The organism is Streptomyces sp. NPDC051315 (assembly GCF_044455165.1).
Lineage (GTDB): Bacteria > Actinomycetota > Actinomycetes > Streptomycetales > Streptomycetaceae > Streptomyces.
Window position 1 is genome coordinate 444,273 of sequence record NZ_JBITEN010000003.1, and the last position, 20,107, is coordinate 464,379.

Here is a 20,107-nt window from a genome sequence, read left to right on the forward strand (position 1 = left end):
ACCCGCGCGGACCCCTCCGCCACCCCTGCGGGCACCCCGTCCGCCGGTCGCTCCCGTACCGTGCCGGCCGGTCATGTCCCCGCCCCGCTCTCTCCGGGCGCCGGGGCAGCCACGGGGATCAGCGCCAGCACCCGCGTCCCGTCACCCACCGAACTCGTCACCGTCAGCCTCCCGCCCAGCTCCGCCAGCCGTTTGCGCATCCCGTCCAGGCCGAAGCCCGGCGACTCCCCGACCACGAACCCGGCCCCGTCGTCGGTGATCTCCAGTTCCACCCCGTACGCCTGCCGGGCCAGCACCACGCCGACCGTGGAGGCGCGGGCGTGCTTGCGTACGTTGGCCAGGGACTCCTGGGTGCAGCGCAGCAGCGCGATCCGGGTCTGCTGGTCGCACACCAGGTCCTCCAGGTCGGCTTCCACGGTGAGCCCGGTGTCCTCCACGAAGCGGTCGAGAGTCCGGCGCAGCGTCCGCGCCACCGAACCGGCCGCCACCTGGCCCGGCCGCTGCGCCGAGCCGACCAGCTCCCGTGCCTCGGCGAGGTTCTCCCGGGCGGTCGACTCGATCGACCGCAGCTGCTGGGCACTGCGCGCGGTGTCGGAGTCGAGCCCCGCCCGGGCCGCCTCCGCGAGGACGACGATCGAAGCGAAGCCCTGGGCGAGCGTGTCGTGGATCTCCCGCGCCATCCGCTCCCGTTCGTCCGCCGCCCCCTGACGCTGGTGCGCCTCGGACAGCTGCGCCTGAGCCCGCTCCAACTCGTCGATGAGCCGGGCACGTTCCGTGCTCTGCTCGACCACCGAGTGCGCCCACAGCCCGATGAGCACCCCCACGGCGACGACGATCAGCGTGGACACGAGCGTCTCGCTGAAGAACTCCACCGACCAGCCGTCCTGCCGCAGGACCGTGCCCGCCAGCGTGCCGGCCGTGGCGAGGCCCAGGAAGCCCATCGAGACCCGCGGTGTCCGCCCGAACATCCAGTAGTGCGGCAGCGTCACCATGAACAGCGCCGCGTAGTTCCCGCGCAGGTACGCGATCCCGCCCAGCGCCACGGCCAGCACCGACAGGTAGACGTGCGGCCGTACGACGGGGTTGTCCGGGAAGCGGTCGAGGACCGCGTAGCACAACACCACGCTGCCCAGCAGCGCGAGCGCCGCGTACGTGCCCCCATCGGGCCGGTCCATGGCCGCGAGACCGACGGCCATCACGGCGAACAACACCCAGCACACCGCGTTCCAGCGGCGCAGCGTCGTGGCCCAGAAGGCGTCGGCGGGGGGCCCGGCGAGAGGGGTCATGCCGATCAACGTACGTCGACCGCCGGGCGGGCGAGTGAGGTTTCCTCCCGTACGGCCGCCGCGCGGCGCGCTCCGCGCGAGGGCCACCAACTCGCCTCGCCGAGCAGCAGCATCGCCGACGGCAGGACCAGCACCCGCACGACGAACGCGTCGATCAGCACGGCCACCGCCAGCACGAAGCCGATCTGCTTCATCTCGATGATGTGCAGGAAGACGAAGCTGACGAAGACGGTCGTCATCACGACCGCGGCACTGGTCACCACGCTCGCCGAGCCGCGGATCCCGTCGAGCACCGCCTGCCGCGTGGGGACCCCCGCGAGCGAGGCCTCCCTGATCCGGCTCACCACGAACACCTGGTAGTCCATCGAGAGCCCGAAGAGGATCACGAAGAGGAACAGCGGCACGCGGGAGCCGATCGACCCCGTGGAGTCGAAGTCCAGCAGCCCTTCGGCCCAGGTCCCCTGGAAGACGAGGACGAGCAGTCCGAGCGCCGCCGCCGCGGACAGCAGGTTCAGCGCGACACCGAGCAGGCCGAGCACGACCGACCGGAAGGCGTACACGGTCATCGCGAAGGTCACCAGCAGCAACGCGCCCAGGACCAGCGGGAGTTTGCCGTTCTGGTGGGCGGGATAGTCGGCGTAGCGGGCGACGTCGCCGCTCACCCCGTACTCGGCGCCGTCGATCCGGCCCACGGTGGCGGGCAGGTAGTCGTCCCGCAACCGGTCCAGGGAGTCGTGGGCCTGCTCGGAATCGCCCAGGTACGGCACCTTCAGCTCGAGGACGCTGGTGCGGTGGTCGGCCGAGGTCCGCGTCCGGGAGGCACCGGTGAACAGGGGGTCGGCGTCGGCGCGCCGGGCCACCTCGCGCAGGGCCCCGGCGACCTGCGCCGCGCGGGCGACGTCGGCGCGTACGACGACCTGGTGGGTCACCCGCTGCTCCGGGAACGCCTCGTTGAGCCGGTCGTACACCCGCATCGCGGGGATGTCGCGGGAGTGGGTGTCCCGGCTCATCTCGGTGATCCTCAGTCCGGCCAGCGGCGCGGCGAGCGCGAGGAGGCCGATGACCGAGACGCACAGAGTGGCCAGGGGGTGCCGGGCGGCGGGCCGCAGCAGCGCGCCCCACACCCGGCCGCCGCCTCCCTGCCCCCGTACCCGGCGGTCGGGCTTCCCGCGTGCCGCACGCCGCAGCGCCCCGCGCTCCGCCCGCTGCCCGAGCTTGACCAGGAGCGCGGGCAGTGCCGTCAGCGAACTGGCCACCGCGACCAGGACGACGACGATGGTGCCCGTCGCGAGCGAGGAGAAGATCACGTCGGAGGCCAGGTACAGCGTTGCCGTGGAGGCGACGACCGCGAGCCCGGAGACCACGACCGCGCGGCCCGAGGTCGCGGCCGCCAGTTCCACCAGTGCCTCGGGGCCGAGCCGGCCGCCGGAGCGGGCCCGCTCCTCACGCTCGCGCTTGAGGTGGAAGAGCGTGTAGTCCACGCCGACCGCGAGGCCGATCATCAGGATGACGTTGGTGCCGACCCCGGCGTCGGGGGAGAGGTGCGAGGCCACCATGGAGAGCCCGATCGCCGCCGCGATCGACGACAGCGCCAACAGCAGCGGGACGCCGGCCATGGTGACCGACCCGAACACGACCAGCAGCGTGATCAGCGTGACCGGCAGGGTGATCGCCTCGGACAGCGCCAGGTCGTCGCTGCGTTGCTGGTCGACGCCCTTGCTGATGGACGGGCTGCCGGTCTCCTCGAGACGCAGCTCCGGATGGCTCCGCTGCACCGCCGCCGTCTGCGCCACCAGCGCGTCGACCTTGTCCTTGGCGTCCCGCTCCTCGCCCTTCAGCGCGACCTCGACCATGAGGACCGAGCGGTCGTCGGAGAGCAGCGGGGCGGCCACGGCCGCCACGTCCGGGAGCCGCTTCATCCGGGCGGTGAGCTCCTCCGCCGCGGCCCGCGCGGCGCCGTGGTCGAGAGCGCCCGCCCTCGCGGAGATCAGCACCTGCTCGGTGGCTCTGCGCTCCAGGTGGCCTTCGGCGGCCAGGGCCTCGGCGCGGCCCGCCTCACCGACCCGGTAGTCCGCCGTCCTCGCGCTGTTCGTGCCGACGGCACTGCCGGCCCCCAGGCACAGCGCCACGAACACCAGCCAGCCGACGATCGCCCGCCAAGGGTGCCGCGCGCTCCAGCGTGCCGTGCGCACAGTGAGTGAGTTCATGCCCGAAAGCCTTGTCGAGCGGGGCGGTCGCCGGACAGAGGCACTCGGTTGAACCCGCTGTCCACCGGTCGGTGGACCCGGCGCCCGGGACGGAGCTCCTGGACGGAGCCCTCAGCGGCACCGCCACCGACCGGTGCCCCGCCCCCGACCGGTGCCCCGCCCCGACTGGTCCACCGCCCCCGACCGGTGCGGAGCCCCCGGCCGGTGCGTGTGCAACGCCCGCGGCCTCACGGGCAGCGGTCGCCGAGGCGGCCGCCACCCCGCCTCGGCTCCCGGTGGCCCGCACCCCAAGGATCGCGCCACCCGGGCGTGAAAGTGGCGCGATCCGGCGTTGCGACCATGGGGGCCGAGGCGCAGCCTGTGCAGTGTGGGAGCGCTCCCAGATCGGCACCCGCACCCCCCACACCGGCGCTCCCACCCCCCGTCCGGGGCACTCTCACATCCCCCACACCGAAAGAGGGAGACCGTGTTACGCCGTACACTTTGGCATGATCATGACATGGGACGGGTCGGGTTCCGTCCGGCTCTCCTCCTGAGCGTGCTCGCCGCGCTGCTCTTCAGCCTGATCCCCGGCAGCGGCACCGCCGCGGCCCACGGTTCGGTCGTCGACCCGGCGTCGCGGAACTACGGCTGCTGGCTGCGCTGGGGCAGCGACTTCCAGAACCCGGCCATGGCACAGCAGGACCCCATGTGCTGGCAGGCGTGGCAGGACAACCCCAACGCCATGTGGAACTGGAACGGCCTGTACCGCAACGGCTCCGCGGGCAACTTCCAGGCCGTCGTCCCCGACGGCCAGCTGTGCAGCGGCGGCCGCACCGAGGGCGGCCGCTACAACTCCCTGGACGCCGTGGGCGCCTGGAAGACCACCGACGTCTCGGGCAACTTCACCGTGCGGCTGTACGACCAGGCCAGCCACGGCGCGGACTACTTCCTGGTCTACGTCACCCGCCAGGGCTTCGACCCCGCCACCCAGCCGCTGCGCTGGAGCGACCTGCAACTGGTCGCCCGCACCGGCCGGTACGCGCCCAGCCAGAACTACTCGATCGACGTGAGCACCTCGGGCCTCACCGGCCGGCACGTCGTCTACACGATCTGGCAGGCCTCGCACATGGACCAGACGTACTTCCTCTGCAGTGACGTGAACTTCCGCTGACCGCCGTCCGGTCCGCCGTCCCACCGCCGTTCCCACCGGACGCGCCCCGAAGGCGTCGCGTCCGGTGGGAACGGACCCTTCGAGGGGCCGGCGGCAAGGCGCGGGCCGGCCCGGTCAGCCGAGGCAGACCACGAGCAGGCAGAGCTTCTCCGGCGCCGTCGCCGACGGCGCCGGGCTCGGCGGTGACGCCGGTGAGTCCGCGGGGTCCTCGGCGGCCGGTGGCGCGGACGTCTGCGGCACCGGTGTGTCGGCGGTGGCCGCGCTGCCGGCGGTGTCGCCGGTGCCGGTACCGATCCGGTCCGGGACCACCGCGTCGTAGCCCGAGGTCGGTGGCGTGGTCCGCGGCTGCGGCGTCGACGGCACCGCCGTGGGAAGGACGGTCGTCGCGTCCGGCCGGGTGTTCGCCGGCGCGGTGGACTTGCGGCGCGCGTCGTCGGTCGCGGCCGACCGCGCGGGGACGGTCGGGGAGGACGGGACGGCGCTGGGCACGTCCTGCTCCGTCACCGGTTCCTCCGCGGCGCCCATGCCCGTGGTGTCCGGTGTCGTGGCCGCCTGGGCCCGGTCGGTGGAATGCCGGTCGAACGGGTTCGCGGCGACGGTCAGGCCGCCTCCGACGAAGGCCACGGCCGTCGCGACCAGGGCGCGGCGCTGTGTCTTCTTCCAACGGGCCAGCTGCCGGCGCCGTGCCGCCCGCCCCGACGGCGCGCTCGCCACGCCCGCCGGCTCACCGGACGGGCCGCTCGCCGGGGTCTCGTCCCGGTCGGCCGCCTCCGCCGCCTCCGCGTCCCCGACGCCCTCCTCGGGCCACGTCACCCCGGACGTCGGTTCCCAGGCCGCCGCGACGCCGGTCACCGTGGCCGTCCGCGCCGTGGTCACGCGCGCGACAGCGGTGTGGCCGTCGGTGATCGGCGCGATGTCCGGCGCGTAGGCACCGCACCCCGGACACACCAGGGCGCCGTTGAGGTGCCGGCGACACGTGGAGCAGTAGTCCATCTGCGGCCTTCCTGAGTTGACCTGTCGACGACCCTCGGGGCCGTGAAGTGGCCGCGTTCGGGCCGCGTTCGTACGGGGAAGGGAGTGGGCAGCAACGCTAACGACACCCGCGTCGGGCTGTGTGCAGTCTGTGTGACACTCCTGCGCGGATTCGCCGCACCTCGTGTGACAGCCGCCGGCGACGGGCACGGCCGTCACCGGTGAGGCGATCCGGTCCCCTCAGACCGCGTCGGACGCCCGCCCGGCGGTGGCGTCGTAGGCGGCGCGGGCCTCGGCGATGGCGGATCGGTGGCGCTCGGCCCAGTCCACCAGGCCGGTCAGCGAGGTGTAGAGCTCCCGGGCCATGGGGGTCAGGCCGTACTCGACCTTGGGCGGCACGGTCGGGTACACGGTGCGCACGAGCAGTCCGTCCCGCTCCAGCCGGCGCAGGGTGAGGGTGAGCATGCGTCGGCTGATGCCGTGGATGGCGCGTTCGAGTTCGGTGAACCGGACGGGACCGTGGGCGGCGGCGATCAGGATGCCGACGCTCCACTTGCCCGCCACCCGGTCGATCACCTCGGTGACCGGACACGCCTCGTCCCGCACCGCGTCCCTCACCGCCTCGGCGACACGGGTGTGACTCCGTGACATGAATGTGCCTCCTTCCGCCGAGCGACCACGTTACCGATGATGACTTCTGTAACACATCGTGCACCAAGCACGTCGTGCGCCAAGGGGGAGAAGCCATGTCCGTTCGCGCTCTCGTCGTCGATCCGTCCGCGCCCGCCGCCGTCCGCCTCGACGAGGTTCCCGACCCGGTCGCGGGGCCGTCCCAGGTCCTGGTGGACGTCACCCACGTGTCGTTGAACTACGGCGATCTCAACGACGCCCGTTCCGGCCGGGTCCCGCCAGGAGCGGTGCTCGGTTCGGACGCCGTCGGAGTGGTGACCCGGGCCGCCGCCGACGGAACCGGCCCGGCGGTGGGCGCCCGGGTCGTGGCCCTGACGCCGGGCGCGTTCGCCGAACGCGTCGCGGTCGACGTGGACGCGCTCGCCGAGGTGCCGGCCTCCCTGGACCTGGCGCGGGCGGTCGCGTTGCCGGTGGCCGGAGTGACCGCGTTGCGCTCGCTGCGGGCCGCCGGACTCGGACCGGACAGCAGGGTGCTGGTCACCGGTGCCTCCGGCGGGGTCGGCCGGTTCGCCGTCCAGCTGGCGGCGCGGGCCGGAGCCCATGTGATCGCCTCCGTGGGCTCGGCCGCCCGCGGGGAGGGACTGGCCGAACTCGGCGCCGACGAGGTCCTGATCGGCCTGGACGGACTCGACCGCCCGGTCGACGTGATCATCGACAGCGTCGGAGGCTCCCAACTGGTCACCGCCTGGAGCCTGCTCGCCCCCGGCGGCTCCGTGCAGAGCGTCGGCTGGACCTCCGGGGAACCGGCCGTCTTCCCCCCGTACGCGACGGTCGGCCCGGCCAAGTCGCTGACCTCCTTCGTCATCGAGGGCAACGCCGGTGCCGACCTGGCCACTCTCACCGCACTGGCCGCGGAAGGGGCCCTCACGGTCGAGATCGGCCGCCAGGACCCCTGGGAACGCTTCGCGGAGGCGGCCGAGGCACTCCGCGGGCGCCGGGTCCCCGGCAAGGCGGTCCTGGAGGTGTCCCGCGGCGAGCGTCAGCCGTCGGCCGATCACTCGCGGCAGGCCGAGGTGGGCTGACCACCGCCGCGCCGGGGGTCCCCGCCGGGTGTCGGCCGCCTGGCGGGGGAGTCGGCTTGTGCGCCGCGAGCGAGGAGGGCGGTAGCGGCGGCCCTGTCCCGTGTCCCCCGCGTCCGTCAGCCGACCGGCACGGTCACCGTACGGAGCTCGCTGTACGGCGAGTGGTTCCCGGCCGCGTCATGGGTGCGGGCCCGGTACTCGTAGGTGCGTCCGCCGGCGGGCAGCGGATCGCAGACGGTGGCCGTGGCGAAGTCGGAACGCGGGTTGGCGGTGTAGGCCTGGTGCAGGACGACCGACCAGGTGTCCGTCCCCGCCTCGCTGCGCTCGATCTCGAAGCCGGTGAAGTCACGGACCGGGCCGGGCGTGTAGTCGGTGGCGGTCGCCTGGACGCCGCCCGCGCAGGTGCCCAGGGTCAGGTCGGGGGCGTAGGCGGGGGCGATGCCGTCGGGGACGGCGAGCCAGAGCTCGTTGGTGGCGTAGGCGTCGAGCCAGGCCGGGTTGTAGGTGGTGGTGCCGCCGTCGTTGGTGACGAGGACGCGGTAGTGACGGGTCTCGCCGTCGGCGGTGACGGGGCCGGTGGTCCAGGTGTTGCCCCGCGTGGTGCCGAGCGGGACCCAGACGTAGGAGCCCTCCACCTTGTCGTTGCTCAGGACCGTGTAGTGGTCGAAGTGCGGCTCGGTGTTGAGGGGCCATGTCAGGGTGACCGTGCCGGTCGCCTCGTCGTAGGCGCCGGTCAGGGAGGTGACGACGGGGAGGGGACGGACGAGGGTGTCCGTGCTGCCCGACGAGGTGTTGCCCGCCTTGTCCCGGGCGCGGACCTCGTAGGAGTAGGGCGTGCGGTCGTCGGGGTTCACGAGGGGGTCGGTGTGGCTGCGAGCGGTGGTCGTGGTGACCTTCGTCCAGGTGCCGGAGCCGACCGGCCGCCGGTAGAGGGAGTAACTCGCCAGGTCCATCTCCTTGTTGGCGGACCAGGAGACGGTCGTCCTGCGGGTCGTGGTGTTGTAGGCGGTCTTCACACCGGTGGGGGCGAGCGGCTTCGTCTTGTCGTACGTGGCCGACGTGCGGGGCGTGTACGTGTACTTCACCTTGGCGGCGCCGCTCCAGTTGACGTAGTCGACGCGGAGGGTGTGCCTGCCCGACGGGACGGTGAGGTCGACGCTCCTGGAGCGGGCGGTGTCCCCGGTGCCCGTCCACAGGTCGATCCGGCGGACGCCGTCCAGGTAGACGCGCACGCCGTCGGTGGCGGAGACGGCGAACGTGAAGGGGCCCCCGGAACCGAAGTCGCGGGTCACCGACCAGCGGACACCGAAGTTGTCCGACGGCACGCCGGAGACCGGGCTGCCGGACCAGCTCTGGCTGACGACGCTGTCGCAGTCGGTCCTCACCGGGGAGCCGGAGAACGAGGTGTTCTTGTAGAACGACCGCTGGTAGACGTTGGTCGAGCAGCTGACGTCGGCGGCCGCCGCCTGCGGGACGGCGACCAGCAGGCCACCGAGAACGACGGCGGCCATGACACCACCGGTCCGGGCGGCGACGGGACTCTTCTGAAGCACGGGGGCCTTTCACGCTGTGCGGGACGTACGGCGTGGAGACCGGTGAGGGCGGAGGAGGGTTGCACGGTGCCCGCGACGAGCCGGAGGGGGGAGGGGCCCTCACGGCGTCAGCGGTGTTCCGGGTTCTCGTAGTCGTGGCGGCAGCCCGCGTCCCAGGCGGTGCGCTGGTTGCCGTGGGCGGGGATGCCCCCGGCGTCCTTGAGGAGGCGCGCCAGGTGCAGCATGTTCCAGGTCATGAAGGTGGTGTTGCGGTTGGTGAAGTCGTTCTCCGGGCCGCCGGAACCGGGGTCGAGGTAGGAGGGCCCGGGTCCGGCTTCGCCGATCCAGCCGGCGTCGGCCTGCGGGGGGATGGTGTAGCCGAGGTGCTGGAGGCTGTAGAGGACGTTCATGGCGCAGTGCTTGACGCCGTCCTCGTTCCCGGTGATCAGGCAGCCGCCGACGCGCCCGTAGTAGGCGTACTGTCCGGCGTCGTTGAGGAGGCTGGAGCAGGCGTAGAGGCGTTCGATCACCTGCTTGGTCACCGAGCTGTTGTCGCCGAGCCAGATCGGCCCGGCCAGCACGAGGATGTCCGCCGCCAGGACCTTCTCGTACAGCGCAGGCCAGGCATCGCTCCGCCAGCCGTGCTCGGTCATGTCGGGCCAGACGCCGGTGGCGATGTCGTGGTCCACGGCGCGTACGACGTCGACCCGGACGCCCTGCGCTTGCATGATGCGTGCGCTGCGGTCGATGAGGCCCTGGGTGTTGCTGCTCTCCGGTGACCGCTTGAGCGTGCAGTTGAAGACGAGGGCGCGCAGGTCGTCGTAGCGCGCGGGCGGGACGTCGGCGATCGGTGCGGAGTCGGTCACGGGCCCTCCCGGCGGTACGTGCCACCGTGCCCTCACGGTGGCGCAACGCCTCCATCGTGCTGGCGCGGCGGCCGTCGCGGCGGCTGCGCCCCGGCCGTTCCCCGGCAACCACCCCGACAGCCGAACGACCCACGACAGGCCGGGTCCTCCTTCCCCACCCCACCAAGCCGCACGAGGACCCCGGGGCTCCGCCGGGAGCCGTCACCGACCCAGTCCCGGTGTACCGTCCGTCACCGCCCGACCGCCCCGGCGTACCGCCCGTCACCACCCGAGCCCCCCGGCGTACCCCCCGACCAGCGCAGGCCCGCAATGCGGCGGTCTCGGCGTGCCGCGCGGGCTAGGATCCGAGCCATGGCCATGACCATGCACGACGTGGACCGGTTCGAGGCCTCCAGGCCCCGCCTGGAGGCCATCGCCTATCGCCTCCTCGGCTCCGCGAGCGAGGCCGAGGACGCCGTGCAGGAGACGTTTCTGCGCTGGCAGGCCGCCGACGTCGACCACGTCGAGGTCCCCGAGGCCTGGCTGACGAAGGTGCTCACCAACCTCTGTCTCAACCAGCTCACGTCGGCCCGCGCGCGGCGCGAGACCTACGTGGGCCAGTGGCTGCCCGAGCCGCTGCTCGCCGGTGATCCGATGCTCGGTCCGGCCGACACCGCCGAACAGCGCGAGTCGGTCTCGTACGCCGTCCTCGCCCTGCTGGAGCGGCTCTCCCCCAACGAGCGGGCGGTGTACGTGCTGCGGGAGGCCTTCGACTACCCGCACCGGGAGATCGCCCGGATCCTCGACATCACCGAGCCGGCCAGCCAGCAGATCCTGCACCGCGCCAAGAAGCACGTCGCGGACGGCAAGGCCCGCACCGAGGTCGACGAGGCCGCCGCCCGGCGGATCGTGGACGAGTTCCTCGCGGCGGCCACCAGCGGCCGGACCGAGCCGCTCGTACGGCTGCTCACCCAGGACGCCGTCTCGATCGGCGACGGCGGCGGGAAGGTCCCGGCCCGTGCCAAGGCGTTCGAGGGCGCTCTCGCGGTCGCGAAGTTCCTGCGGGGCCTGTTCAAACCCGGCAAGGCCAAGCGCGACCTGGTCGGCGGCTCGCCCGGGGTGTACGCCACGACCGCCAACGGCGAACCCGCCGTCGTCGTGGTCCTCGACGGCCGGGTCATCGGCGTCATGTGCCTGGAGGTCACCGCCGAGGGCATCGCCGCCGTCCGCAGCCAGGTCAACCCCGACAAGCTCGAACGCGCGACCCGCCGCTGGGCGGCCGCCGACCGCGGCGAGCCCCTGTTCGACGCCTTCTGACCGCGGTGTGAGCCGCTTCACATCCCGCTCCTGTCAGGAAACGGCGGGCCGCCCGGTTCAAGGGGCGAACCCGCTGACGACAGGAGCAGGCACATGCAGCACCGCATCATCGTCCTCGGAGCCGGATACGCCGGAGCCGTCGCCGCCGGTCGCCTCGCCAGGCGGCTGCGCCCCGAAGACGTCGCCATCACCCTCGTCAACGCCGAGCCCGACTTCGTCGAGCGCGTCCGCATGCACCAGCTCGCGGTCGGCCAGTCCCTCAAGCCCCGGCCCCTCAGCGAGCTGTTCGCGGGCACCGGCGTCGACCTGAGGGTCGCGAAGGTCACCGGCGTCGACGTCGACCGCAAGGCCGTCACCGTCCGCGACGCGAACGGCGCCGAGGAGCTGCGGTACGACACCCTCGTCTACGCCCTCGGCAGCGCCTGGAACGACCAGGGCGTTCCCGGCGCCGCGGAGCACGCGTTCGAAATCGCCGGCCGACCCGGAGCGCTGCGGCTGCGTGAGCGCCTCGCGCGGTTGGCCGCCGGACAGCCCGTGGTCGTGGTCGGCGGCGGCCTCACCGGCCTGGAGGCGGCGACCGAGATCGCCGAGGCCCGTCCCGACCTCGACGTCGCCCTCGTCGCCCGCGGCGGCCTCGGCGACTGGCTCTCGCCCAAGGGCGGCCGGCACCTGCGGAAGGTGTTCGACAAGCTCGGCATCACCGTGCACGAGCACGCCGCCGTCACCGAGGTCGAGGCCGACCGCGTCACCACCGCCGACGGCACGTCCGTCCCGGCCGCGGTCACCGTGTGGACCACCGGTTTCGCCGTCCACCCGATCGCGCGGGCCACCACCCTGGAGGTCGGTGACACCGGCCAGATCGTGGTCGACCGGACCATGCGCTCGGTCTCGCACCCGGACGTGTACGTCATCGGCGACGCGGCCCTGGCGACGGGCGCCGGCGACAAGCCGCTGCGCATGTCGTGCGCCTCGGGCGGCTTCACCGCCTGGCAGGCCGCCGACACCATCGCCGCGCGCCTGACCGGCGGGAAGATCCCGACCGTGCCGCTCAAGTACTTCAACCAGTGCATCTCGCTGGGCCGCAAGGAAGGCCTGATCCAGTACGTCACCCCCGACGACCGCGCCGTGCGGGCGGCCCTGACGGGACGGATCGCCGCCGTCTACAAGGAGCTGGTCTGCAAGGGCGCGGTCTGGAGCGTCGCCAACCCCACGTTCGGGATGCCCACCCGGCGCCGCCCCGTCGTGCGGAAGGCGGCCCAGGCGGCCCAGGCGGTCGAGGCGCAGGCCTGACGCACACAGCGGAACGGGCGCCCTCGACGACACGAGGGCGCCCGTTCCGCTGTCCCGGCCGCAGGGGCTGCCCGCACCGCATCGGACGTCAGGAGCCGGTGCACTGCGGCGCGGGCGTGCCCGCACCGCCGTCGGCGGTGAAGCCGAACGAGGTGGTGGCGCCGGGTGACAGGGCGCCGTTGTGGGCCGCGGCACGCACGGTGGCGCGGCCCGCGGCCACGGTGAGGGAGCCGTTCCACAGGCTGGTGACGGTGGAGCCGTTCAGGTCCCAGCCGACGGACCAGCCGGTGAGCGGGCCGGTGCCGGTGTTCTTGACGGTGACCTCCGCCTGGTAGCCGCCGGACCAGGACGAGGCGGTCCTGAACTGGGCGGTGCAGGCCTCGGGCGCGGGCTCCGGGTCCGGGCCGGGACCGGGGTCCGTGCCGGCGTACGTCAGGCCGTGGCCGTACGGGAAGAGCGGGGTCTTGCCGTCCCCGTCGTTGACCGGCTGCTGGGAGGCGCTGCGCATCCACGTCATGGGCAGCTTGCCGGTGGGGGCGTGGTCGCCGAAGAGCACGTCCGACACGCCGTTGCCCTCGGTGCCGGGCAGCCAGGCGGCCAGGAGAGCCTTCCAGTCGGGCAGCTGGGCGGCGATGTCGAGCGGGCGCCCGGAGACCAGGACCACGACGACGGGCACCCCGCTCGCCTTCAGCCGGGCGAGGGTCTGCAGGTCCTCCTGGTCCAGCCCCATGCTCCCGGGCCGGTCGCCGCGCATCTCGGCGTACGGCGTCTCCCCGACGACCGCGACGGCGGCCGTGTAGCTGCCGTCGACGCCGTTGCCGTAACGGTCGTACGTGACCCGGGACGGGTCGGTCGCGGCGGCGCGGATGCCCTGGAGGATCGTGGTGCCCTCGGTGACCGGGCCGCTGCGGCCCTGCCAGCCCACGGTCCAGCCGCCGCTCTGGTTGCCGATGTCGTCGGCGGACTTGCCGGCCACGAACAGCCTGGCGTTCTTCGCCAGCGGCAGCACACCGCCGTCGTTCTTCACCAGCACCTGCGACTGCCGCACGGCCTGCCGGGCCAGCGCCCGGTGCCCGGCGGAGCCGACGCCCGGGGTCAGCGAACGGTCCGTGAGCGGCTTCTCGAACAGGCCGAGCTGGAACTTCTTCGTCAGGATGCGGCGGTTGGCGTCGTCGACGCGCGCGAGGGGGACCCGCCCGGCGGTCACCTCGCCGCGCAGCAGGGTGAGGAACTTCCGGTAGTCGTGCGGGACCATCACCATGTCGACGCCGGCGTTGACGGCCGTGGTGATCTCGGCTCCGGTGAAGCCGCTGAGCCCGTCGAGCTGGTCGACGGCGGCCCAGTCGGACACGACGAACCCGCCGAAGCCCAGCTCGCCCTTGAGCACGTCGGTCACCAGGTACTTGTGCGCGTGCGACTTCACGCCGTTCCAGCTGCTGTACGAGAGCATCACCGAGCCGACGCCCCGCCGGACCGCCTCCTTGAACGGCGGCAGGTGGATCGCGCGCAGCTCGGCCTCGGACAGCTCCGTGGTGCCCTGGTCGACACCGCCGGTGGTGCCGCCGTCGCCGAGGTAGTGCTTGGCGGTGGCGAGCACCGAGGCCGGGTCGCCGCCCAGGGTCTCGCCCTGCATGCCGGTGACGAAGATGGCCATCGAGGTGGGCAGTTCGGGCTTCTCGCCGAACGACTCGTAGGTGCGGCCCCACCGGTCGTTGCGGGCCACGCACAGGCAGGGCGCGAACGACCAGTCGATGCCGGTGCCCGCCACCTCCTCGGCCACCGCGCGCCCGACGCGCTGCACCAGCGCCGGGTCGCGGGTGGCGCCGAGGCCGATGTTGTGCGGGAAGACCGTGGCGCCGCGCACCGCGTTGTGGCCGTGCACCGCGTCGATGCCGTAGATCATCGGGATGCCGAGCGGGGTGCCGAGGGCGGTGCGCTGGAGCGAGTCGTAGGTGTCGGCCCAGGTCCGGGCGTTGTTGGGGCTGACCGTGGAGTCGCCGCCGGAGAGCACCGAGCCGATGCGGTAGGTGGCGAGGTCGGACGGCGGGACCAGCGCGTCCTTCTCGACCTGCGTCATCTGGCCGAGCTTGTCGTCGAGCGTCATCCGGGACAGCAGGTCCGCGACCCGGTCCGCCACCGGCAGGGCGGGGTCCTGGTACGGCAGGGCGGCGGCCACCACCGGTTCGTCCGGCGCTGCCGCTCCGGTCACGCCGGTCACGGCGAGAGCGGCGGCGCACAGGGCGGTGAACAACGCGGGGCGGCGGGAGGTCGGTGCGGGGCTCTGGCTCATGGCGGGGCGGCCTTTCCGGTGTCGGCCGGAGGAGCGAGGGAGCGGGTGGTCGCCCCGGGGGCCCACCCCGTCGGCGCGGGGGAAGGGGAGGGCGGGCCCCGGGGCGGTCCGGTGCGGCGTGCCGCGTCGGGTCACGCGCAGCTGGTGCCGTTCAGGCTGAACCCGGCCGGCTGGGCGAACGTGCCGCTGTGGGTGGCCTGGAAGCCGAACGTCTGGCTGCCGCCCGGCGCGATCTGCCCGTTGTGCGCCAGGGCGCTCGCCGTCACGGCTCCGGACGACGGGGAGACGGTGGCGTTCCAGGCCTGGGTGATCCGCTGCCCGGAGGGCAGGGCGAAGGCCAGCTTCCAGGCGTCCACGGTGGACGAACCGGTGTTGGCGATCGTCACGTTGGCGGTGAAGCCGCCCTCCCACACGTTCGTCGCGTACGTCACCCTGCAGCTCGCCGCCGGGGCCCCGGGACCACCCGGGTCACCGGCGCCGCCGGTGTTGACGGTCGAGGAGAAGGAGTTCACCGCGAGCCCCGCGCCGTTCTGCCAGGGCTCGAAACCGGCCTGCACGCTGGTCAGGTACCAGGTGTTCTGCGCCATCCCGCGGGAGACGGTCTGCCGGACGAAGTCCATGACGTCAAAGCTCCAGCTGGTGATCGCCGAGGGCGCGACGAAGGAGATCACGTCGTTGGAGCCGTTGTTGCCGGTCCACACCTGCCAGGTGCGCCCGCCCACGGTGGCCGTGCCGCTCTGGGAGCCGATCGGCTGGATCGGGCCCACCTTGTTGAACCAGATCATGATCTCGGTCCGGTTCACGCCGTCGGTGCGGGGCGTCGGGTCCAGCCAGATGTCGTACGAGGCGTTGTAGACGGCGTCGCCGACATAGCCGTAGGAGATGCTGCTGGGCGCGCTGGTGATGCCGCTGATCTGCGCCGGGAGGTTGGTGCCGGGGGAACAGTTGGTGTAGTGGCAGCCGTTGAAGACGGACGGGTACGCCTTCGGGGCCCCGTTGGTGGGCACGGAGCCGTCGGCCTGGCTGACCCTGAAGCCCGTGTCGGTGGCGGTGACGCACTGCGTGGCGCTGGTGCCCCAGCGGTTGTTCTGGACGACGTAGCGCCCCTGGATGACGGTCGAGCCGTACTGTTCGCAGATCGTGGTGTCGGCCTGCGCCGTCGGCGCGGCGACGACCAGGGTGCCCAGGGTGGCGAGAACGGCGAGCAGCGCGCCGAACAGGGCGCGCGCGGTGCGGGGGCGGTGGGGTGACGATCGCATGTGGGGGCCTCTCTGGGAGGGACGACCGGTTCGGGTGACGCGCGTTCGGAAGCGCTCCCACCCCGCTACGCGATGGGAGCGCTCCCACCCACTGGCTCTGAAGGGGGACTGTAGAAGTGCCTCATGCTCCTGACAACCCTGTGGGTCGAACGGGTTTCGAAGCTCCAGCTCGCCGGGGTCGCTGTGCGGGGGTGGGGGCGCGTCCGGCGGGTGTGAGGGGGTTGGGAGCGCTCCCAGCAGGAGGGCGCTCCCTGGGTGAGGGGGCCTGTGCCGGGGAAGCCGACGGGCACGCCGAGGCTCAGGACAACGGGCCCCGGGGGCACCGCAACCGGCACAGGCGTGAGCCGGCGGGGCGGCGGTGTCGGGCCGACCCGTGAGCCGACGGAGCCGTCAGTGCCGGAGCCGCCGGAGCCGCCGGCTCAGGCCGACTCCCGGAGCACCAACCGCGTCCGGAGGATCACGTGCCGCCAGGCCACCTCGGGCTGCTCCATCTCCTCCAGGAGGAGACGCACCATGGTCCGGCCGATCTCCTCCAACGGCTGGCGGACGGTGGTCAGTGGGGGATCGGTGTGCTCGGCGAGCTCAAAGTCGTCGAAGCCGATGACCGCGACGTCGTCCGGCACCCGTCGGCCCGCCGCGCGCAGGACGGCCAGTGCCCCGGCGGCCATGGTGTCGGACGCGGCGAACACGGCGTCGATCCCCGGATGCCGCTCGATGAGCTCGGCCATCGCCCGGCGCCCGCTGGCCTCGCTGAAGTCACCCTCGGCGACCAGGGACGGACCCGCGTCGAGTCCCGCCTGCTCCAGCGCCTCCCGGTATCCGCGCAGCCGGCACCGGGCGACGTACATGCCGGGCGGGCCCGTGATGGCGGCGATGGTTCTCCGGCCGCCGCGCACCAGGTGGGCGACCGCCGCACGGGCACCGCCGGCGTTGTCCGCGTCGACGTAGGTGACCTGCTCGTCACCCGAGCGCCGGCCCAGCAGCACGGTGGGCAGCCCGGCGTCGGCGAGCATGTCCGGCAGCCGGTCCTCGGCGCGCACGGACACCAGCAGCACCCCGTCGACCCGGCCGCCCCGGGCGTACTCGACGAAGCGCTGCCGCTCGGCGTCCGTACGGACGAGGGTGAGCAGCAGCTGCACCGCCGTGTCGGACAGGGCATCGCCGACGGCCCGGACGACCTCGGAGAAGAACGGCTCACCGAACAGCCGCCAGTCCGGCTCCGTCATCGCCAGCGCGACGGCGTCCGCGCGCCGCCCGGCCAGGGAGCGCGCCGCCAGGTTGGGCACGTATCCCAGTTCGGCGATGGCGCGCTGCACGGCGTGGCGCGTGGACTCCTTCACGCCCGCCTCGTTGTTGATGACACGGGAGACCGTGCCCCGCCCGACGCCGGCCAGCGCGGCCACCTCCTCCAGCGTCGGAGTGCCGGGACGCCGCTTGACCATGTTCACCCCCAAAGGCCCCCGATCTTACGGGCCGAGCCCCGGCGGCCGAATGCCCCGGCACTGCTTTCGGACGCGGCTGATGCGACGTCAGAGCCCGTTCTCCGTCGCCTGGTTGGACGCCCGCTGCGCCGTATCCGTCACTCCGGTACGCGGCCGGTAACCGGTAACCGGTACCTGGTCGTCGCCGCCTGCCTTCGGCCCGTGCGACACGTGGTGCGCGGCCGGCCCCGGCAGATCGTTCCCTGGCCGTCGACGAAGACCGGCCGTCGGTAGGGTCCCGGACACTTCCCGGGCCCCCCGGACAGACCGGGGGGGGATGGATGACCGGGCGGCGCGGTGTCGGGAACGGGCCGAGCCGGTCCCGCACCTCTGCCGGCGATCAGCCGTCCGGTCCTACGTGCGCACCAGCCGCGACAGTTCGGGGCGGATCCGCTGGGCGAGGTATGCGTGTCCGGCGTTCGTGGGGTGCACGCCGTCGCTCCCGATGTACCGGTGGGCGGATCCGGTGAACCACCCACGGCGCACCGCGGACACGTAAGGCATGCCCAGTTTCCTCGCCGCGGCCGAGACCGCCTCGTCGATCGGGTGCGAGCCGATCGGCCGCGGATACGAGTAGATCGGCCCGACGACCAGGATGCGCGCGTGGGGCAGCCCCGCCCGGAGACGGCGCAGCGTGTCGACCGCGGCGGCTTTGGTCCTCGTCGGGCCGGAGTCGTTGCGGGAGCCCTCGACGATCACCAGGTCCGGCTTCGCGGCGATGGCGTCGGCGACCCGTTGTGGGTACGGCCGTCCGCCCTTCTGCCGGCCACCAGTGGTGTAGCCGGTGCCACCCTTGCCGTCGAGACGCAGCGTCAGCCCCAGCTGTCGAGCGACCAGCGAGGGCCAGCCACGCGGTCCATTACCGCCCTGTGAGCTGCCGCCGGCGATGCTGTCACCCAGGACGAACAGGCTCAGCCGCCGGGCGGCAGCGTTGGCTGGAATGTTGGCGTCCGTGGCCACGAGGGCGCAGAGCAGGGTCACCAGCACCATGGCGCGGCCTGTCAGCCGCGCTGCAGATATGCCCATGCTGCAGAAGCTAATGCGCCTGACGGAGGCGTCACCATTGGACTACTCCGAAGGGGGTATCGCGGGAGCGCCCACCGCCTTTACGCCGACCGGGTGCTGCTCCTGGTGCTCGGCTCCGCCGCGGGAGAGGCGTCGGCCTGGTCCTCGGGAGGCCTGGGCCACCACCGGTCATGACGGCCGAGCCGGACTCCGAGGCCGGAGGCATCCGGAGCCGATACGTCCCTGGGCCACTGCGATCACCACCAGGCCGGACCCCTCGGAGACCTGACCACCGGCGCATACGTGAGCCCGCGAGCGGACCGGGCCGGTGTCGGGAGGTCGTCGGCGTGGTCGGCGATCTGTCGGTGATCTGTCGACGGCCGCCGGGACCTTGGAGCTGTCGGCGCCGGCCAACAACGGCACCGGCCCCCAGCACCGCATCGCCCCGGCTCACGGGAACGGCGCTCCCGGCGTGACCTGCCGGGTGGTGCGCCCGGCGGTCCACGCTCAGGAAGGCAGCCCTCATGACCACTCACGTCACGATCATCGGCGCCGGGCTCGGCGGCCTCACGCTCGCCCGCGTCCTGCACGTCCACGGAATACCGGCCACCGTCCACGAGGCGGAGCCCTCCCCGACCGCGCGCTCGCAGGGCGGGATGCTCGACATCCACGACTACAACGGCCAACCGGCCCTCGAAACGGCCGGCTTGATGGACGAGTTCCGCGGCCTCATCCTGGAGGGCCGTCAGGCCATGCGGGTCCTCGACCCGGACGGGACCGTCCTGTTCGACCAAGCCGACGACGGCACGGGGGGACGACCCGAGGTGCAACGCGGTGAGCTGCGACAGATCCTGCTCGACTCGCTCCCCGCCGGCACCGTCCAGTGGGGGCACAAGGCCAGCGGCACCCGGACCCTCGGCGAGGGGCGCCACGAGGTGACGTTCGCCGACGGCGGCACTGTCGTCACCAGCCTGCTGGTCGGCGCGGACGGCGCGTGGTCACGGGTCCGGCCGCTGCTTCGCGCCGCCACACCCGAGTACGTCGGCAAGTCGGTCGTCGAGACCTACCTGTTCGACGCCGACACCCGGCACCCGGCCGCCGCGAAAGCGGTCGGCGGCGGGTCGATGATCGCGGTCGGGCCGGGCAGGGAGATCTTCGCTCACCGGGAAAGGGGCGACACTCTGCACGCCTACGTGGGGCTGGCCGAGACGCAGGACTGGTTCGCCGCCATCGATTTCACCGAGGCGGCCGTGGCCACCGCGCGGATCGCCCAGGAGTTCGACGGCTGGGCGCCGGAGCTCACCGCGCTGATCACCGACGGCGACACCGCGCCGGTCCTGCGCCCCCTCTACGCTCTGCCGACCGGGCACCGGTGGGACCGGGTGCCGGGGGTGACCCTGCTCGGTGACGCCGCCCACCTGTCGCCCCCGAACGGCGAAGGCGCCAACCTGGCCATGCTCGACGGCGCCGAACTCGGCAAGGCCCTCGCGGAGCACCCCGACGACATCGAGGCCGCGCTCACCGCATACGAGCAGGCCATGTTCCCCCGCAGCGCCGAGGCCGCCACCTTCGGAGGGCCCGAGGCCCACGGGACCGACTCCGGCACCGACCCAGCCCACGACCTGATCGCCGCGTTCACCCGGCACGATCAGTCCCGGTGAGGCATCCGCCCGGACTGTCCGCCGTCGTGCGGTCCCCGGGGTGTCGACGAACCGGCCGGGACGAGGCGCGGCCTCGGGCTCGCCTCGCGCCCGAGGC

Annotated in this window: 15 protein-coding genes; 5 read left to right on the forward strand and 10 right to left on the reverse strand. The window is 73.1% G+C overall.

What is annotated here, in order from left to right; translation table 11 throughout:
* Positions 1-71: 71 nt before the first annotated feature.
* Both ACIBBD_RS08420 and ACIBBD_RS08425 read right to left on the reverse strand, forming a co-directional pair.
* Entirely contained in the window at positions 72-1,286 is a 1,215-nt protein-coding gene (locus tag ACIBBD_RS08420) for a sensor histidine kinase (protein WP_399418514.1), read from the reverse strand.
* A gap of 5 nt (positions 1,287-1,291) precedes the next feature.
* Positions 1,292-3,493: an MMPL family transporter gene (locus tag ACIBBD_RS08425; protein WP_399418515.1), complete on the reverse strand. Its 2,202-nt coding sequence runs from the start codon at positions 3,491-3,493 to the stop codon at positions 1,292-1,294.
* 499 nt (positions 3,494-3,992) lie between these two features.
* Between ACIBBD_RS08425 and ACIBBD_RS08430 the strand changes: the two genes are divergently transcribed.
* Positions 3,993-4,646 carry a lytic polysaccharide monooxygenase gene (locus ACIBBD_RS08430; protein ID WP_399418516.1) on the forward strand — a complete coding sequence of 218 codons (654 nt, stop codon included), beginning with the start codon at positions 3,993-3,995 and terminating at the stop codon, positions 4,644-4,646.
* Between the two features lie 114 nt (positions 4,647-4,760).
* Here ACIBBD_RS08430 and ACIBBD_RS08435 read toward each other — a convergent pair whose 3' ends face one another.
* Together ACIBBD_RS08435 and ACIBBD_RS08440 are read right to left on the reverse strand one after the other, a co-directional pair.
* Complete coding sequence (locus tag ACIBBD_RS08435; protein WP_399418517.1) at positions 4,761-5,639, reverse strand: hypothetical protein; 879 nt, start codon at positions 5,637-5,639, stop codon at positions 4,761-4,763.
* Positions 5,640-5,858: 219 nt separating this feature from the next.
* Positions 5,859-6,269, reverse strand: a complete 411-nt coding sequence (locus ACIBBD_RS08440) for a winged helix-turn-helix transcriptional regulator (protein ID WP_399418518.1) — start codon at positions 6,267-6,269, stop codon at positions 5,859-5,861.
* A gap of 95 nt (positions 6,270-6,364) precedes the next feature.
* Here ACIBBD_RS08440 and ACIBBD_RS08445 point away from each other — a divergent pair, with 95 nt between their 5' ends.
* Positions 6,365-7,330: a zinc-binding dehydrogenase gene (locus ACIBBD_RS08445; protein WP_399418519.1), complete on the forward strand. Its 966-nt coding sequence runs from the start codon at positions 6,365-6,367 to the stop codon at positions 7,328-7,330.
* A gap of 116 nt (positions 7,331-7,446) precedes the next feature.
* On the opposite strand, the gene ACIBBD_RS08450 is transcribed toward ACIBBD_RS08445, so the two are convergent.
* Positions 7,447-8,841: a PA14 domain-containing protein gene (locus tag ACIBBD_RS08450; RefSeq protein WP_399418520.1), complete on the reverse strand. Its 1,395-nt coding sequence runs from the start codon at positions 8,839-8,841 to the stop codon at positions 7,447-7,449.
* A 149-nt stretch (positions 8,842-8,990) separates the two neighbouring features.
* Positions 8,991-9,728, reverse strand: a complete 738-nt coding sequence (locus ACIBBD_RS08455) for a flavodoxin family protein (protein WP_399418521.1) — start codon at positions 9,726-9,728, stop codon at positions 8,991-8,993.
* A gap of 351 nt (positions 9,729-10,079) precedes the next feature.
* Between ACIBBD_RS08455 and ACIBBD_RS08460 the strand changes: the two genes are divergently transcribed.
* Together ACIBBD_RS08460 and ACIBBD_RS08465 are read left to right on the forward strand one after the other, a co-directional pair.
* The gene (locus ACIBBD_RS08460; protein ID WP_399418522.1) at positions 10,080-11,024 is read left to right on the forward strand and encodes an RNA polymerase sigma-70 factor; all 945 of its coding nucleotides are present in this window, start codon (positions 10,080-10,082) and stop codon (positions 11,022-11,024) included.
* A gap of 93 nt (positions 11,025-11,117) precedes the next feature.
* Positions 11,118-12,314 (forward strand): NAD(P)/FAD-dependent oxidoreductase, encoded by a 1,197-nt coding sequence (locus ACIBBD_RS08465; RefSeq protein WP_399418523.1) that lies wholly within the window; start codon positions 11,118-11,120, stop codon positions 12,312-12,314.
* An 88-nt stretch (positions 12,315-12,402) separates the two neighbouring features.
* Here the strand turns inward: ACIBBD_RS08465 and ACIBBD_RS08470 are convergent, their stop codons facing one another.
* The 4 genes from ACIBBD_RS08470 to ACIBBD_RS08485 form a co-directional block, all read right to left on the reverse strand.
* Entirely contained in the window at positions 12,403-14,604 is a 2,202-nt protein-coding gene (locus tag ACIBBD_RS08470) for a glycoside hydrolase family 3 N-terminal domain-containing protein (RefSeq protein WP_399418524.1), read from the reverse strand.
* A gap of 131 nt (positions 14,605-14,735) precedes the next feature.
* Positions 14,736-15,863, reverse strand: coding sequence for a cellulose binding domain-containing protein (locus tag ACIBBD_RS08475; protein ID WP_399418525.1), 1,128 nt, complete (start codon positions 15,861-15,863; stop codon positions 14,736-14,738).
* A gap of 419 nt (positions 15,864-16,282) precedes the next feature.
* Positions 16,283-17,305 carry a LacI family DNA-binding transcriptional regulator gene (locus tag ACIBBD_RS08480; protein ID WP_399418526.1) on the reverse strand — a complete coding sequence of 341 codons (1,023 nt, stop codon included), beginning with the start codon at positions 17,303-17,305 and terminating at the stop codon, positions 16,283-16,285.
* A gap of 393 nt (positions 17,306-17,698) precedes the next feature.
* Positions 17,699-18,370 carry an SGNH/GDSL hydrolase family protein gene (locus ACIBBD_RS08485; protein ID WP_399418527.1) on the reverse strand — a complete coding sequence of 224 codons (672 nt, stop codon included), beginning with the start codon at positions 18,368-18,370 and terminating at the stop codon, positions 17,699-17,701.
* Positions 18,371-18,873: 503 nt separating this feature from the next.
* Between ACIBBD_RS08485 and ACIBBD_RS08490 the strand changes: the two genes are divergently transcribed.
* Entirely contained in the window at positions 18,874-20,010 is a 1,137-nt protein-coding gene (locus tag ACIBBD_RS08490; RefSeq protein ID WP_399418528.1) for an FAD-dependent oxidoreductase, read from the forward strand.
* The last annotated feature ends 97 nt before the right edge of the window (positions 20,011-20,107 follow it).